17 protein-coding genes and 1 riboswitch are annotated in these 15095 nt (G+C 72.1%); of the genes, 14 read left to right on the plus strand and 3 right to left on the minus strand.

The window, feature by feature from the left end:
* Positions 1 to 8: 8 nt before the first annotated feature.
* The 3 genes from OG462_RS08755 (at position 9) to OG462_RS08765 (ending at position 1946) form a co-directional block, all read left to right on the plus strand.
* On the plus strand, positions 9 to 632 hold the full coding sequence (locus OG462_RS08755) for an ATP-dependent Clp protease proteolytic subunit (RefSeq protein WP_406056099.1): 624 nt from the start codon (positions 9 to 11) through the stop codon (positions 630 to 632).
* 7 nt (positions 633 to 639) lie between these two features.
* On the plus strand, positions 640 to 945 hold the full coding sequence (locus tag OG462_RS08760) for a hypothetical protein (protein ID WP_406056101.1): 306 nt from the start codon (positions 640 to 642) through the stop codon (positions 943 to 945).
* 324 nt (positions 946 to 1269) lie between these two features.
* A riboswitch (cyclic di-AMP (ydaO/yuaA leader) is annotated at positions 1270 to 1466 on the plus strand.
* Between the two features lie 3 nt (positions 1467 to 1469).
* Entirely contained in the window at positions 1470 to 1946 is a 477-nt protein-coding gene (locus tag OG462_RS08765) for a C40 family peptidase (protein WP_406056103.1), read from the plus strand.
* A 71-nt stretch (positions 1947 to 2017) separates the two neighbouring features.
* On the opposite strand, the gene OG462_RS08770 is transcribed toward OG462_RS08765, so the two are convergent.
* Positions 2018 to 2455 carry an ATP-binding protein gene (locus tag OG462_RS08770; RefSeq protein WP_406056105.1) on the minus strand — a complete coding sequence of 146 codons (438 nt, stop codon included), beginning with the start codon at positions 2453 to 2455 and terminating at the stop codon, positions 2018 to 2020.
* Positions 2456 to 2694: 239 nt separating this feature from the next.
* Complete coding sequence (locus tag OG462_RS08775; RefSeq protein WP_406056107.1) at positions 2695 to 3876, minus strand: 8-amino-7-oxononanoate synthase; 1182 nt, start codon at positions 3874 to 3876, stop codon at positions 2695 to 2697.
* A gap of 143 nt (positions 3877 to 4019) precedes the next feature.
* Here OG462_RS08775 and bioB point away from each other — a divergent pair, with 143 nt between their 5' ends.
* The 11 genes from bioB to mug all read left to right on the plus strand — a co-directional run bounded on the left by bioB (position 4020) and on the right by mug (position 14552).
* Complete coding sequence (bioB, locus tag OG462_RS08780) at positions 4020 to 5279, plus strand: biotin synthase BioB (protein ID WP_406056109.1); 1260 nt, start codon at positions 4020 to 4022, stop codon at positions 5277 to 5279.
* Positions 5272 to 6552 carry an adenosylmethionine--8-amino-7-oxononanoate transaminase gene (locus OG462_RS08785; RefSeq protein ID WP_406056111.1) on the plus strand — a complete coding sequence of 427 codons (1281 nt, stop codon included), beginning with the start codon at positions 5272 to 5274 and terminating at the stop codon, positions 6550 to 6552. The genes bioB and OG462_RS08785 overlap by 8 nt, the downstream gene beginning before the upstream one ends.
* 38 nt (positions 6553 to 6590) lie before the next feature.
* Positions 6591 to 7325 carry a dethiobiotin synthase gene (bioD, locus tag OG462_RS08790; protein ID WP_406056113.1) on the plus strand — a complete coding sequence of 245 codons (735 nt, stop codon included), beginning with the start codon at positions 6591 to 6593 and terminating at the stop codon, positions 7323 to 7325.
* Between the two features lie 134 nt (positions 7326 to 7459).
* Positions 7460 to 7804: a VOC family protein gene (locus tag OG462_RS08795; RefSeq protein ID WP_406056115.1), complete on the plus strand. Its 345-nt coding sequence runs from the start codon at positions 7460 to 7462 to the stop codon at positions 7802 to 7804.
* Positions 7805 to 7814: 10 nt separating this feature from the next.
* Positions 7815 to 8480, plus strand: coding sequence for a class I SAM-dependent methyltransferase (locus tag OG462_RS08800; protein WP_406056117.1), 666 nt, complete (start codon positions 7815 to 7817; stop codon positions 8478 to 8480).
* Between the two features lie 63 nt (positions 8481 to 8543).
* On the plus strand, positions 8544 to 8969 hold the full coding sequence (locus tag OG462_RS08805; protein WP_406056119.1) for a GNAT family N-acetyltransferase: 426 nt from the start codon (positions 8544 to 8546) through the stop codon (positions 8967 to 8969).
* A gap of 220 nt (positions 8970 to 9189) precedes the next feature.
* On the plus strand, positions 9190 to 10533 hold the full coding sequence (locus tag OG462_RS08810; RefSeq protein ID WP_406056121.1) for a hemolysin family protein: 1344 nt from the start codon (positions 9190 to 9192) through the stop codon (positions 10531 to 10533).
* Entirely contained in the window at positions 10530 to 11549 is a 1020-nt protein-coding gene (locus OG462_RS08815) for a hemolysin family protein (protein WP_406056123.1), read from the plus strand. Before OG462_RS08810 ends, OG462_RS08815 begins: the two co-directional genes overlap by 4 nt.
* A gap of 108 nt (positions 11550 to 11657) precedes the next feature.
* Positions 11658 to 12440: an SGNH/GDSL hydrolase family protein gene (locus OG462_RS08820; protein ID WP_406056125.1), complete on the plus strand. Its 783-nt coding sequence runs from the start codon at positions 11658 to 11660 to the stop codon at positions 12438 to 12440.
* Between the two features lie 109 nt (positions 12441 to 12549).
* Positions 12550 to 13992: an adenylosuccinate lyase gene (gene purB, locus OG462_RS08825; protein ID WP_406056127.1), complete on the plus strand. Its 1443-nt coding sequence runs from the start codon at positions 12550 to 12552 to the stop codon at positions 13990 to 13992.
* Positions 13993 to 14054: 62 nt separating this feature from the next.
* Entirely contained in the window at positions 14055 to 14552 is a 498-nt protein-coding gene (mug, locus tag OG462_RS08830) for a G/U mismatch-specific DNA glycosylase (RefSeq protein ID WP_406056129.1), read from the plus strand.
* A 53-nt stretch (positions 14553 to 14605) separates the two neighbouring features.
* On the opposite strand, the gene OG462_RS08835 is transcribed toward mug, so the two are convergent.
* On the minus strand, positions 14606 to 15022 hold the full coding sequence (locus OG462_RS08835) for a hypothetical protein (protein ID WP_406056131.1): 417 nt from the start codon (positions 15020 to 15022) through the stop codon (positions 14606 to 14608).
* Between the last annotated feature and the right edge of the window lie 73 nt (positions 15023 to 15095).

Consider the following 15095-nt stretch of genomic DNA (forward strand, 5'->3'; position numbering starts at 1 on the left):
TACCCGCCATGGATGCTCGCTACGTCCTGCCCGAGTTCACCGAGCGCACCAGCTACGGAACCCGGACCCTCGACCCCTACTCGAAGCTCCTCGCGTCCCGGATCGTCTTCCTCGGGACGCCGATCGACGAGGCGTCGGCCAACGACGTCATCGCCCAGCTCCTGTATCTGGACCACGCCGGCCCCGAACAGGACATCTCGCTCTACATCAACTCCCCCGGCGGCTCGATCAGCTCCATGACCGCGATCTACGACACGATGCGCTCGCTCCACTGCGACGTGGAGACCACCTGCCTGGGCCAGGCCGTGTCCACCGCCGCCGTCCTGCTCGCCAGCGGCACCCCGGGCAAGCGCATGATCCTCCCCTGCGCCCGGATCACCCTCCAGCAGCCCGCCGTGGACGAGCCGCTGCAGGGCCAGCTGAGCGACCTCGACCTGGAGGCGCGCGAACTGCTCCGACTTCGCGCCCTGGTGGCCGGGATGCTCACCGAGCACACGGGGCAGGACCGGGAGCGGATCGACGCCGACCTCGATCGCCTGACGGTCCTGGACGCGCCGGCGGCGGTCGCGTACGGCCTCGTGGACCACGTGATCACGAGCCGGCGCGCGGGCGCCGGCGGCACGGCGGGGTGAGCCGGCCGTGGTTCCCGAGCTGCCGCCGCTGCCCGCCCTGACGCGTGCCGAGAGTGAACTGGTCGACTCCTACCTCGAAGTCGTCGACCTCCTCGGGAAGATCAATCCATCCAGGGGTACGCATACCTATGGAGCACTTCGCGCGGCACAGGCCCTGGTGGGGCGGGCGGAGGCGCTTCTCCAAGCCCTGACGCTCATGCATATGCGGGGCGAGACCGAGGTGCACGCGGACACGTTGGCGCGCGCCCTAAGGGTGTTGGACGGGGAGCGCCGAGCCGACCGCGTCACCGTCCCGCGAGCTCAGGCGAGTTGACATTCCCGCGTGTCGTGTCCAGGTCCGGACGGGCGACGCGCACCGCAGAATCGCTCCCCCGTTCGGCGTAGTAGACGAGTCGACATATGCGTCGGATGAGTTGCGCAACAGGTGTACGCATTTGGCGGAATCGGGCGTTCCGCCGCTGGTGCGAGGCTCGTAGGCCAAACCTCCGAAGATCACAAAGGCTGCCTGTCCACCCGAACGGATCAGTCGTGAGGAGCCTCACATATCGCCGTTTCAGCTCGGATTTCGCCCTGGGTGTGGGTCAAGATCCCTGTCGACGACAAGCCCCCGCCACCACGGCGGGGCGGTCCGGGCGGACGCCGAGTCCTGCCGCTGTCCCGGACGTCTGGTCGACAGGATTGGATCGGCAGGAGTGGAGGACCCGATTTTTACGGGACGTACGCGCTGTTTCGGCAGCGGGGCCGTCCCTTGGGGTGAAGCCGCATCAGCGGCCGGGCATCTTCGCCTGCCCGAACCCGACAGGTCATCCTTCTCAGGCGGCTGACGAAGGGTTGCGCATGACCGCGCAGATGCACGTCCCGTCCCTGCTGTCCCGGGCCGGAGCCGTCTCGGCTCTCACCCTCGCCGCCGTCGGCGGCACGTTGTTCGCACCAGGTGCGGCATCGGAGGCCCAGGCAGCCACCACGCACGCGAACAAGGCACTGAGCGTCGCCGCGTCCAAGAAGGGAGCCCCGTACCGGTACGGAAGCACGGGACCCTCCAGGTTCGACTGCTCCGGACTGACGCTCTACGCGTACAAGAAGGCGGGCAAGTCGCTGCCCCGCACCGCGCAGCAGCAGTACAACAAGACCCGGCACATCTCCGCCTCCACCAGGCAGAAGGGGGACCTGGTCTTCTTCCACTCCGGCGGGAGGGTCTACCACGTGGGCATCTACGCCGGTAGCGGCAAGATCTGGCACTCACCCAAGACGGGTTCCTGGGTGAAGCTCGACAAGATCTGGTCGTCGAAGGTCTCCTACGGCCGCGTCCGCTGATCAGGCGGCGGTAGCGGTCCGTTCGTGAGGGGTGCGGTGGCGCCGCCGTACCCTGGCCGACCAGGCACGACCTAGCAGCTGGCCACGGAGGCCACGGTCCACGGAAGAGTGATCCAGACCGTCTTGCCGCCGTCCTCGGTCGGTGTGACCGAGAGGCGGCCGCCGGCCTCCGCCGCCAGGACGCGGATGATGACCATGCCGCGGCCGTTGTCCTGCTGGACCGCCGCCGGGAGCCGGCGCGGCCGGCGCGGGTGGCTGTCGGTGACGCCGATGTGGAGCCGTTCCTCGCGCTCCAGGCGGACGTCGACCGTGAACGTGGGCGACTGGCCGAGGGTGTGCAGGACGGCGTTGGTGGCCAGTTCGGAGACGATCAGCCGGATCGCGTCGGCGATCTCCGCGGCGTCGTCCAGGCCCCAGCCCGTGAGCACGTCCGCGACGTACCGCCGGGCCGTGGGGACCGAGGCGGGGTCGCTCGGCAGCGTGACGGATGCTTCCTGGTGATCTGCCATGGCGACGCTGTCCCTTTCCCGCCGGGGCCGCTGCCCCGGATTGCGCTTCGCGTCAGAGTGCCACCGATCGTGCCGCGCCGCGCGGCGTTCCACCAAGATATGTCCCCATCTGTCGCCCGAAGCGGTGAACTCTGCTGCCCGGGAACGCTCTTGGGCCCGTGGGGGGTGTCTTGTCGATCAGGCCGGGCTCGCGGCGTCCGGTGCCGCTCCCTGATCCGGCCTGATCGACGAGACACCCCCTACCCGGCGGCCGGCGCGGTGCGCAGGATCGTCCGCACCGCGTGCTCGATCTGCGCGTCGGTCAGATCGGCGCGGGCCGTGAGGCGCAGCCGCGAGATGCCGTCGGGTACGGACGGGGGCCGGAAGCAGCCGACCGCCAGGCCCTGTTCCCGGCAGTCCGCGGCCCAGCGCAGCGCCGCCTCCGGGGAGGGCGCGCGCACCGAGACGACGGCCGCGTCGGGCCGGGCGGCCGTGAGTCCGGCGTCGGTGAGCAGCCGGTGGAGCGTGGTGGCGACGGTACGGGCCCGCTCGGCGAGGCCCTGTTCGGCCCTGATCAGGCGCAGGCCGGCGAGCGCGCCGCCCGCGGCGGCCGGGGCGAGACCGGTGTCGAAGATGAAGGTGCGGGCCGCGTTGACCAGGTGTTCGATCACCCGGGCGGGGCCGAGGACGGCGCCGCCCTGGCTGCCGAGGGACTTGGAGAGGGTCAGCGTGGCGACGACGTCGTCGTCGCCCGCGAGTCCGGCCTCGTGGAGGGCGCCCCGGCCGCCTTCGCCGAGAACACCGAAGCCGTGGGCGTCGTCCACCACCAGTCCGGCGCCGTGCTCCCGGCAGGCCGCGGCGAGCTCGGGCAGCGGGGCCTTGTCGCCGTCGACGGAGAAGACGGAGTCGCTGACGACCAGGGCCCGCCGCCCGGGGTGCGCGCCGAGGGTCTTGCGTACGGCCTCGGGTTCGGTGTGCGGCACGACGGCCGTCTCGGCGCGCGCGAGGCGGCAGCCGTCCACGATCGAGGCGTGGTTGGAGGCGTCGGAGACGATCAGGGAGTCCCGCCCCCCGAGCGCGGTCAGCGCGGCCAGGTTGGCGGTGTAGCCGGAGGAGAAGACGAGGGCCGCCTCGAATCCGCAGAACTCGGCGAGTTCGCGCTCCAGGCGGGTGTGCAGCCGGGTGGTGCCGGTGACGAGCCGTGAGCCGGTGGATCCCGCGCCCCAGCGCCTGGCCGCCTCGGCCGCCGCCCCGGTGACCTCCGCGCGGCGGGTGAGGCCGAGGTAGTCGTTGCTCGCCAGGTCGAGCAGGTCCGACTCGGCCGACCGGGGCCGCAGCGTACGGACGAGACCGGCGTCCGCCCGGCGGCGCGCCTCCGCGTCGGTCCAGTCGAACGCGGTACGGCGCGGGCCCGCGGCCCGTGCGTCGTCGGCCTGTGGCATTCGGCGATCCTTTTGTAGGCAGCGCACAGACCCTAACCGGAGGATGCCGAGGTCGGGATGTGGTCATCCACACACCTCGATCGGCGGCGTTTGTTCGGATCCTCCTTGGCCCGGGGGTGGGCGGTAGGCAAGGATCAGCGTTTATGGACCTGCTGAACACGCTGGTGGAGAAGGGGCTGCGGCGCGAGCTGCCGACCCGTGAAGAAGCGCTCGCCGTCCTGGCGACCTCCGACGACGAACTGCTCGATGTGGTGGCGGCGGCCGGCAAGGTGCGCCGTCAGTGGTTCGGGCGGCGGGTGAAGCTCAACTACCTGGTGAACCTGAAGTCGGGGCTGTGCCCCGAGGACTGCTCGTACTGCTCGCAGCGGCTCGGCTCCAAGGCCGAGATCCTCAAGTACACCTGGCTGAAGCCGGACGAGGCCTCCCAGGCCGCCGCCGCGGGTGTCGCGGGCGGGGCGAAGCGGGTCTGCCTGGTGGCGAGCGGCCGCGGTCCGACGGACCGTGACGTCGAGCGGGTCGGCAAGACCATCGAGGCCATCAAGGAGCAGAACGAGGGCGTCGAGGTGTGCGCCTGTCTGGGGCTGCTCTCGGACGGCCAGGCGGAGCGGCTGCGGGACGCCGGCGCCGACGCGTACAACCACAACCTCAACACGTCCGAGGCGACGTACGGGGAGATCACCAAGACCCACACCTACGCCGACCGGGTGGACACCGTCCAGAAGGCGCACGCCGCCGGTCTCTCGGCCTGCTCGGGTCTGATCGCGGGCATGGGCGAGACCGACGAGGACCTCGTCGACGTCGTGTACGCGCTCCGCGAGCTCGACTCGGACTCGGTGCCGGTCAACTTCCTCATCCCCTTCGAGGGCACCCCGCTCGCCAAGGAGTGGAACCTCACCCCGCAGCGCTGCCTGCGGATCCTGGCGATGGTGCGGTTCGTCTGCCCCGACGTCGAGGTGCGGATCGCGGGCGGCCGCGAGGTGCACCTGCGGTCGATGCAGCCGCTGGCGCTGAACATCGCGAACTCGATCTTCCTCGGCGACTACCTGACGAGCGAGGGCCAGGCCGGCCAGGCCGACCTGGACATGATCGCGGACGCGGGCTTCGAGGTGGAGGGCGCGGGCACGACCACGCTGCCGAAGCACCGCGCGGACGCGCTCGCGGCGGCGGGCGGCGGTTGTGGTTCGCAGGCGTCGGCGGGCTGCGGCTCGCAGGACGCGGCGGAGGGCGCGGGCTGCGGTTCGCACGCGGAGGCGGGTGGCGGCTGCGGGCCGTGCGGCGGTCACGCGCCGGCGGCGCAGGCGGCCCCGGAGGCCGAGCCCGCGACCGAGGTGCCGGGTGCCCGTCCCGACCTCGTGGCGGTGCGCCGCCGTGGCGCCGGGACGGAGCTCGCTCCGAATGCGTAACGACGAACTGCTCGCCCTGGACCGGGCGCACGTCTGGCATCCGTACGGGCCCATGCCGGGGCGTACTGATCCGCTGGTCGTCGAGTCCGCCTCCGGTGTACGGCTCCGGCTCGCCGAACCCGTACACGGACAGTCCGAGTTGATCGACGGCATGTCCTCGTGGTGGTCGGCGCTCCACGGCTACAACCACCCCGTGCTCAACGAGGCGGCGCACGGCCAGCTCGACCGGATGAGCCACGTCATGTTCGGCGGGCTCACCCACGAGCCGGCCGTCCGGCTCGCCACCCGCCTGGTCGAGATCACCCCCGAGCCCCTCCAGCACGTCTTCCTCAGCGATTCGGGCTCGGTCTCCGTCGAGGTCGCGGCCAAGATGTGCCTGCAGTACTGGCGCTCGGTGGGCCGGCCCGGCAAGCAGCTCCTGATGACCTGGCGCGGCGGCTACCACGGGGACACCTGGCAGCCGATGTCGTTGTGCGACCCCGAGGGCGGGATGCACGAGCTGTGGTCGGGCGTGCTCCAGCGCCAGGTCTTCGTGGACGCGCCGCCGGTCACGTACGAGGAGTCGTACGCCCGGATGCTGCGGGAGCAGATCGCGCTCCACGCGGACGAGGTCGCCGCGGTGATCGTGGAGCCGGTGGTGCAGAACGCGGGCGGGATGCGCTTCCACCCGCCGGAGTACCTGCGCGTTCTGCGCGAGGCGTGCGACGAGCACGGGGTGCTCCTGATCTTCGACGAGATCGCGACCGGCTTCGGCCGTACGGGCACGCTGTTCGGCGCCGACCAGGCCGGGATCTCGCCCGATGTGATGTGTGTGGGCAAGGCACTGACCGGCGGCTATCTGTCGATGGCGGCCACGCTCTGCACGACGGAGATCGCCGAGGGGATCTCGCGCGGCGAGGTTCCCGTGCTGGCGCACGGGCCGACCTTCATGGGCAATCCGCTGGCCTCGGCCGTGGCCTGCGCCTCGATCGACCTGCTGATGTCCCAGGACTGGGCGCTGGAGGTCAAGCGCATCGAGACGGGGCTCCGCGAGGGGCTCGCCCCCGCCGCGGACCTCCCCGGCGTGCGCGAGGTACGGGTGCTCGGCGCCATCGGCGTCGTCCAGCTCGACCACGACGTCGACATGGCCGCGGCCACGGAGGCGGCGGTCCGGGCGGGCGTGTGGCTGCGCCCCTTCCGCGACCTGATCTACACGATGCCGCCGTACGTGACGAGCGACGAGGACCTGGACCGGATCTGCGCCGCGGTGTGCGCGGCGGCGAGCTCGGCCTGAACGGAAGAACGGGGAAAGCAATGGGAGCCGGGACAGCAGTGGGAATCGTCGTCGTCAGCGGGACGGGCACGGAGATCGGCAAGACGATCGTGACCGCTGCGGTGGCCGCCGTGGCCACGGCCGCCGGGCGGTCGGTCGCCGTGCTCAAGCCCGCGCAGACGGGCGTCGGACCGGACGAGCGCGGTGACGCGGACGAGGTCGTACGGCTCTCGGGCGCCGTGGGCTCCACCGAGCTGGGCCGTTTCCCGGAGCCGCTGGCCCCGGGCACGGCGGCCCGGCGGGCCGGGCTCGCCCCGGTCGGCCCCGGGGAGGTCGCCGAGGCCGCCAGGAAGCTGGCCGCCGAGTACGACCTGGTCCTGGTCGAGGGGGCGGGCGGACTGCTCGTCCGCTTCGACGAGGAGGGCGGCACGCTCGCGGACGCGGCGGCGCTGCTCGGCGCACCGGTCCTGGTGGTGGCCCCGGCGGGCCTAGGGACGCTCAACTCCACGGCCCTGACGGCGGAAGCGCTACGGGCGCGTGGGATCGAGCAACTGGGCGTGGTGGTCGGCAGCTGGCCGGACGCGCCCGACCTGGCGATGCGTTGCAACCTCGCGGACCTGCCGGAGGCGGCGCGCGCGCCGCTCCTCGGGGCCGTACCGGAGGGGTCGGGGTCGCTCGACCCGGCCGAGTTCCGGGCGGCGGCGGGGAGCTGGCTGGGGCCGGCGCTCGGCGGCACGTGGGACGCGGAGGCGTTCGGGGAGCGATTCGCGGAGCCGTACGCGGGAGCTTCGTAGAAGCCGTACGCGGGCGGGTCGTGGAAGCCGTACGCGGGAGCTTCGTAGAAGCCGTACGCGGGCGGGTCGTGGAAGCCGTACGCGGCACCTTCGTGGAGCGGGACGCGGGGGTCCCCGCTCCGTAGGCTGGAGGCATGCGCGCTCACGTTCAGGAGATCGTCTTCGACTGTGCCGACCCGGCCGTACTCGTCCGGTTCTGGTCCGGGCTCCTCGGCGGTACTCCGGTCGACCGGAGCGCCGACTGGTCGTACGTGGACCCGCCGGATTTCGTCCGGCTCGCCTTCCAGCGGGTACCGGAGGGCAAGGCCGTGAAGAACCGCGTCCATCTCGACCTGGAGGTAGAGGACCCGGCCCTGGCCGCCGACGAGGCACTGCCCGCGGGCGCGTCCCGGGTCGGCGGCCTCGTGACGGACGAGCAGGGCTCCTTCCAGGTCATGCGGGACCCGGAGGGCAACGAGTTCTGCTTCGTGACGGGCTGAGGAGGCTCCGATGACACCGCCGAACTCCCCGCTGCCCCCGTCACCGGGTGTCCACCATCCGCTGTTCGCCCGCTTCTACGCCCGGTTCAGCGTGTCCGCCGACACCAGAGGCGGGCTCGGCGAGCTGCGGGAGGAGCTTCTCGCCGGGCTCTCCGGCCGGGTGATCGAGATCGGCGCCGGCAACGGGCTGAACTTCGCTCACTACCCGGCCGGGGTCACCGAGGTGGTGGCGCTCGAACCGGAGTCCCGGCTCCGCCGGCTGGCCCAGGAGGCCGCGCTCCGGGCCCCGGTCCCGGTGACCGTCCTCCCGGACACGGCCGAGGCGCTGCCCCTGGAGGGCGCCTCCTTCGACGCGGCCGTGGCCTCGCTCGTCCTCTGTACGGTACGCAACCTCCCGCAGGCCCTCGCCGAGCTGCACCGGGTGCTGCGTCCCGGCGCCGAGCTGCGTTTCTTCGAGCACGGCATGGCGGAGACACCCGGCCTCGCGCGCGTGCAGCGGGGTCTCGACCGGACGGTCTGGCCGTTGCTCTTCGGCGGCTGCCACACCTCCCGCGCCCCGCTCGCCGCGATCGAGGCGGCCGGATTCGCCCTGGGCCCGTACCGCTCGTTCGACGTGCCGGAGAAGGGGCCGCGGCTGCCGTCATCCCCCTGTGTCCTGGGCACGGCCCGGCGGTAGCGCCGCCGTCCCACAGACCGGAAATCCTGGCAACGTCCCGGCCCCGCGTGATGGGATCCGATCATGATCGATCTGCAGATACGGGCTGCCACCCCTGACGACGCCGAGGCTGTGCTCGCCTTCTGGGAGGAGTCCGCCGAGGGGACGTCCATCTCGGACGACGTGCACGGCGTGACCCGGCTCGTGGAGCGCGATCCCGAGGCGCTCGTCCTGGCGCTCGCCGACGGCCGGATCGTGGGGTCCGTGATCGCCGGCTGGGACGGCTGGCGCGCCTCCCTCTACCGGCTCGCCGTCCTGCCCTCGTACCGCCGCCGGGGCATCTCCAGCGCGCTCCTGCGCGCGGCCGAGGAACGCTTCGTCGCGCTCGGCGGACGGCGGGCGGACGCCATGGTCCTGGAGGCGAACGAAACCGGCCGGCGACTGTGGACGGCCGCCGGCTACGGGCGCGAGGAGCGCTGGCGCCGCTGGGTGAAGCCGCTCACGGACTGAGCCGCGCGGACCGGCCCCCACCGGTTACCACACCGTTTTGCCGGTCCTTTACCATGGTCTCTCATCCAGACGACCCGACGACCGAAAGGTGTGAGCGTCCGCCCATGGGCGAGCCTCCCAGTAGTACTGATTTCCGTACTGCTTCCGAAAGCACCGGCTCCGACAGCCGACATCGAGCATTCCCCCTCCCCCTGACTGATCATGGGACGGAGGTGAACCGATGACCGAAGTGCTTCTGCTCCTCCTGGCGCTCCTCCTCTCCGTCGCGTGCGGCGCGTTCGTCGCGGCCGAGTTCTCGCTGACCACGGTCGAGCGCCGCGAGCTCGAGGACGCCGCGGAGCGTGGCGAGCGCGGTGCGGCGGGAGCGCTCAAGGCCGTCAAGTCGCTCACCTTCCAGCTCTCCGGCGCCCAGCTGGGCATCACCGTCACCAATCTGGTCGTCGGCATGCTGTCCGAGCCGTCGATCTCCAAGCTCATCCGCGGGCCGGTCGAGGACCTCGGCCTCTCCCCCGCGGTCGCCTCGTCGGTGGCGCTGGTCCTGGGCACCGCCCTGTCGACCGTCGTCCTGATGGTGGTCGGCGAGCTGGTCCCCAAGAACTGGGCGATCTCCTCGCCCCTCGCGGTCGCGAAGGTGGTCGCCACCCCGCAGCGGGTGTTCACCGCCGCCTTCAGGCCGCTGATCAGCCATCTCAACAACACCGCGAACAGGATCCTGCGCCGCCTCGGCATGGAACCCACCGAGGAGCTGGCGTCCGCGCGCTCCCCGCAGGAGCTGGTGGCACTCGCCCGCCACTCCGCGAAGGAAGGCGCCCTGGAGGCGGACACGGCCGAGCTGTTCGTCCGCACCCTCAACCTGGCGGAGCTGACCGCCGAGAACGTGATGACGCCCCGCGTACAGGTCACCGCCCTCGACGTGCAGGCCACCGTCGAGGACGTCGCCAACGCGACCCGGGCGACCGGCCTCTCCCGCTTCCCCGTCTACCGGGGCAGCCTCGACGCGGTCGTCGGCATCGCGCACATCAAGGACGTCCTGGCCATACCGGCCGAGGAGCGGCCCCACCGCCGGATCGGCGAGCTGCTGCGCGAGCCGCTGCTCGTCCCCGAGACGCTGACCGTGGACCGTCTTCTGGACCGGCTGTCCGGGAAGCAGACCATGGCCGTCGTCATCGACGAGTACGGCGGCACCGCCGGGGTCGCCACCCTGGAGGACATCGTCGAGGAGGTCGTCGGCGAGGTACGCGACGAGCACGACCCGCACGAGACGCCGGACCTGGCGCGGGCGGGCGAGGACGCGGACGGGCGTGAGCTCTGGTCCGCGGACGGCGCGGCCCGCACCGACCAGGTGGGGGCGATCGGCCTCCGCGTGCCGGACGGCCCGTACGAGACGCTCGCGGGCGCCGTCGCCCATGAGCTGGGCCGTATCCCGACCGTCGGCGACAGCGTGGAGCTGGCCGGCTGGCGGCTCGACGTCGTCGACGCCTCGGGCCGGCGCGCCGCGCGCGTGCTGCTGCACGCCCCCGCTTCGCAGGAGCACCAGGACGAGACCGGGGAGGTCGGCCGATGATCGTGATCCAGCTGTTGATCGGCCTGCTGACCCTGGTCGTCAACGCCTTCTTCGTCGGCGCCGAGTTCGCCCTGATCTCGGTGCGCCGCAGCCAGATCGAGCCACAGGCCGAGGCCGGGAACCGGCGGGCGCGCAGCGTCATCTGGGGCCTTGAGCACATCTCCGCGCTGCTCGCCGCGGCGCAGCTCGGCATCACGCTCTGCACCCTGGTGCTCGGCATCGTCGCCGAGCCGGCCATCGCGCACCTGCTCGAACCGGTCTTCGACGCGGTCGGCGTGCCGCACGGCCTGGTCCACCCGATCTCGTTCGTGATCGCGCTGAGCGTGGCCACGTATCTGCACATGCTGCTCGGCGAGATGGTGCCGAAGAACATCGCGCTCGCCGAGCCGACGCGAACGGCCCTGCTGCTCGGCCCGCCGCTCGTGACGCTCACGCGGGCGCTGCGGCCGGTGATCTTCGCGATCAACGCCTTCGCCAACGCGCTGCTCAAGCTGTTGCGGGTGGAGGTCAAGGACGAGGTCGCGGCGACCTTCTCGGACGACGAGCTGGCCCGTATGGTCACCGACTCCGGCGACGCCGGGCTCCTGGACGACCGGGCCGCCGAGCGGCTGCACGACGCCCTGGAGCTGGGCCGGCGTCCCGTACGGGATGTCGTGATGCCGGCGGAGAAGGTGGTGTACGCGCAGGTGGGCACCACTCCGGAGGAGCTGGAGGCGCTGTCGGCGCGGACGGGCTACTCGCGCTTCCCCGTGGTCGACGAGGAGCGCAGGATCCTGGGCTATCTGCACGTCAAGGACGCCCTGGACGTCACGCCGCGCGATCTGCCGTTCCCGGTGTCCGCGCTGCGGCCGATCGCCCGGGTGCGCGCGGCCACGCCACTGGACGACGTCCTGACGGCGATGCGCCGCAGCCGGACGCACCTGGCGGCCGTGCTCGACGAGGACGACAAGCCGGCCGGCCTCGTGGCGATGGAGGACGTGCTGCGGGAACTGGTGGGCCGCCCGGCGGCGCCGTAGCACCGTGTGAGGTCGGGGAGGGCCCCGGGAACGCGACGTTCCCGGGGCCCTCCCGCGTTCGGACTCCGGCGGAGCCCGGCGCATACCGCGCGGTATGATCTCTCCGCCATGGAGATCAATGCCACGTACAACAGTTTCGTCGCCCTCGGCGACAGCTTCACCGAGGGAATGTCGGACCGGAAGCCCGACGGTTCCTACCGGGGCTGGGCCGACGTCCTCGCGGACCGCCTCGCCGCCCGCACCCCCGACTTCCGCTACGCCAACCTGGCCGTACGCGGCAAGCTCATCGGCCAGATCGTCGAGGAGCAGGTCGAGACGGCCGCCGCCATGAAGGCGGACGTCGTGACGCTCGTCGGCGGGCTCAACGACACCCTGCGGCCCAAGGTCGACATGGGCCGGGTGCGCGGGCTGCTCACCGAGGCCGTCGAGCGGCTCGCGCCCTCCTGCGGGCAGCTGGTCCTGATGCGCAGCCCCGGCCGGAACGGGCCGGTCCTGGAGCGCTTCCGCCCCCGGATGGAGGAGCTGTTCGCGCACGTCGAGGACCTCGCCGCCCGGCACGGGGCCCTCGTCGTCGACCTGTACAGCGCCCCCTCGCTCGCCGACCCACGGATGTGGGACGTGGACCGGCTCCATCTGACGGCCGACGGGCACCGGCGGGTCGCCGAGGCCGTGTGGCAGACGCTCGGCCTGGCACCCGAGCATGACTGGCGGACGCCGCTGCCCCCGGCCGCACAGCCGGGCTGGGCGAGCCGCCGCCTGGCCGACGCCCGCTTCACCAAGGAGCACCTGGGCCCGTGGATCGGGCGACGCCTCACGGGCCGCTCGTCGGGTGACGGCCGCGCGCCCAAGCGCCCGGAGCTGCTGCCGTACGAGCCGTCGACGGAGCCGTAGGTCAGGTGCCACGCCACCCGACCGCCGGCACCGTGAGCTGCGTCTCGTAGCAAGCTCCACATCGGACCGTGGCACTGACCTGCAGAAAGCGCCAGTAGAATCTGTCCACGTGACAGCTGTGACTGCGAAGCCCCGCATCCCCAACGTTCTGGCCGGCCGCTACGCCTCCGCGGAGCTCGCCGTCCTCTGGTCCCCCGAGCAGAAGGTGAAGCTGGAGCGTCAGCTCTGGCTCGCCGTACTGCGTGCGCAGAAGGACCTCGGGATCGAGGTTCCGGACGCCGCCCTCGCCGACTACGAGCGCGTGCTCGACCAGGTCGACCTCGGCTCCATCGCCGAGCGCGAGAAGGTCACCCGGCACGACGTGAAGGCCCGGATCGAGGAGTTCAACGCCCTCGCCGGCCACGAGCACGTCCACAAGGGCATGACCTCGCGCGACCTCACCGAGAACGTCGAGCAGCTGCAGATCCGGCTCTCCCTGGAGCTGATGCGGGACCGTACGGTCGCCGTCCTCGGCCGCCTCGGCAAGCTCTCCGCCGAGTACGCGGAGCTGGTCATGGCCGGCCGCTCGCACAACGTCGCCGCCCAGGCGACCACCCTCGGCAAGCGATTCGCGACCGCGGCGGACGAGCTGCTCGTGGCGTACGCCCGCCTGGAGGAGCTGCTCGGCCGCTACCCGCTGCGCGGCATCAAGGGCCCGGTCGGCACCGCGCAGGACATGCTGGACCTGCTCGGCGGCGACGCCGGCAAGCTGGCCGACCTGGAGCAGCGGATCGCCGGTCACCTCGGCTTCGCCAACGCGTTCACCTCGGTCGGCCAGGTCTACCCGCGCTCGCTCGACTACGACGTGGTCACCTCGCTCGTGCAGCTGGCCGCCGCCCCGTCGTCGATCGCCAAGACGATCCGGCTGATGGCGGGCCACGAGCTGGTCACCGAGGGCTTCAAGCCCGGCCAGGTCGGCTCCTCGGCGATGCCGCACAAGATGAACACCCGCTCCTGCGAGCGCGTCAACGGCCTCATGGTCATCCTGCGCGGCTACGCCTCGATGACCGGCGAGCTGGCCGGCGACCAGTGGAACGAGGGCGACGTGTCCTGCTCCGTGGTCCGCCGGGTCGCGCTGCCCGACGCGTTCTTCGCGCTCGACGGTCTCCTGGAGACCTTCCTCACCGTGCTCGACGAGTTCGGCGCCTTCCCGGCCGTCGTCGCCCGCGAGCTCGACCGCTACCTGCCCTTCCTGGCGACCACCAAGGTCCTCATGGGCGCCGTGCGCGCCGGCGTCGGCCGCGAGGTCGCCCACGAGGCCATCAAGGAGAACGCCGTCGCCTCCGCCCTCGCCATGCGCGAGCAGGGCGCCGAGCGCAACGAGCTCCTCGACAAGCTGGCCGCCGACGAGCGCATCCCCCTGGGCCGGGCGCAGCTCGACGAGCTGATGGCGGACAAGCTGTCCTTCACCGGCGCCGCCGCCGACCAGGTCGCCTCCGTGGTCTCCCGTATCGAGGAGATCCTCAAGCAGCACCCGGAGGCCGCCGCCTACGCCCCCGGGGCGATCCTCTGACCGGGACTCCCCGGTTCACCAAGGAGCAGCTGGAGGCCGCCCGCGACCGCGTCGTTCCCGACGTGGTGGCGGGCGGCCTTTCGGTGCTGTTCTGCGGGATCAACCCGGGTCTGATGACGGCGGCGACGGGCCACCACTTCGCCCGTCCCGGCAACCGGTTCTGGCCGGTGCTCCACCTGTCGGGGTTCACGCCGAGGCAGCTGCGGCCGGACGAGCAGGAGGAGCTCCTGTCGTACGGTCTCGGGATCACGAACGTGGTGGCGCGGGCGACCGCGCGGGCCGACGAGCTGACCCGCGAGGAGTACCGGGAGGGCGGGCGGATCCTCGTCGACACGGTGGAGAGGCTGGCGCCCCGCTGGCTCGCGGTCGTCGGTGTCACCGCGTACCGCACGGCGTTCGGCGAGCCGAAGGCGGCCATCGGGCCGCAGGAGCGCATGATCGGATCCACCCGGATCTGGGCGCTGCCCAACCCGAGCGGCCTCAACGCGCACTGGACGGCGACGACGATGGCCGAGGAGTACGCCCGCCTCCGCGAGGCCGCCGAGGGACCCGACGCGTAGACCCTGATCGGCAGGACACCCCCTGGGGGTGCGACGCGCCCATCGGCCGGGGCTCACGCTCCCTGCGGCGGGTCCACCGTCGTGGCCACGGCCAGGAGCTGGAACGGCAGCTCCTTGTCCCACTGGGAGACGCCCAGCCCGATCCAGTGCCCGTCGGCCCGCCACAGGCGCAGGTCCGGGGTGTGGCAGCTGAGCGTGGACCAGGGCTCGGGTATCGACTCCCCCTCCATGCTCCGCTCCAGGACGGGCCCGAGGTCGAGTTCCCGGGCCGGGCCCCAGCGCGCGGTGAGGAGGACGGCGAGCCCGTCCCGTTCCGCTTCGTACTGGTCCTCGACGATCACGCGGCGCGTGCCGTCGTCCTCCCAGAAGTCCTCGCTCGTGGCGAGCTCCGCCAGGTGGAACTCCGGTCCGCCGTCGAATCCCCGGGCCCGAAGTAAGTCGATCGCCGCCAGATGGCCTGCCGTGGTCATGGCCCCAGTAAAGCCCCCACCACTGACAGTTGGCGCCGTGTCAGAAGCGGCGGGGGACGAGGGGACCGGTGCG

It is taken from the genome of Streptomyces sp. NBC_01077, from assembly GCF_045162855.1.
GTDB lineage: Bacteria > Actinomycetota > Actinomycetes > Streptomycetales > Streptomycetaceae > Streptomyces.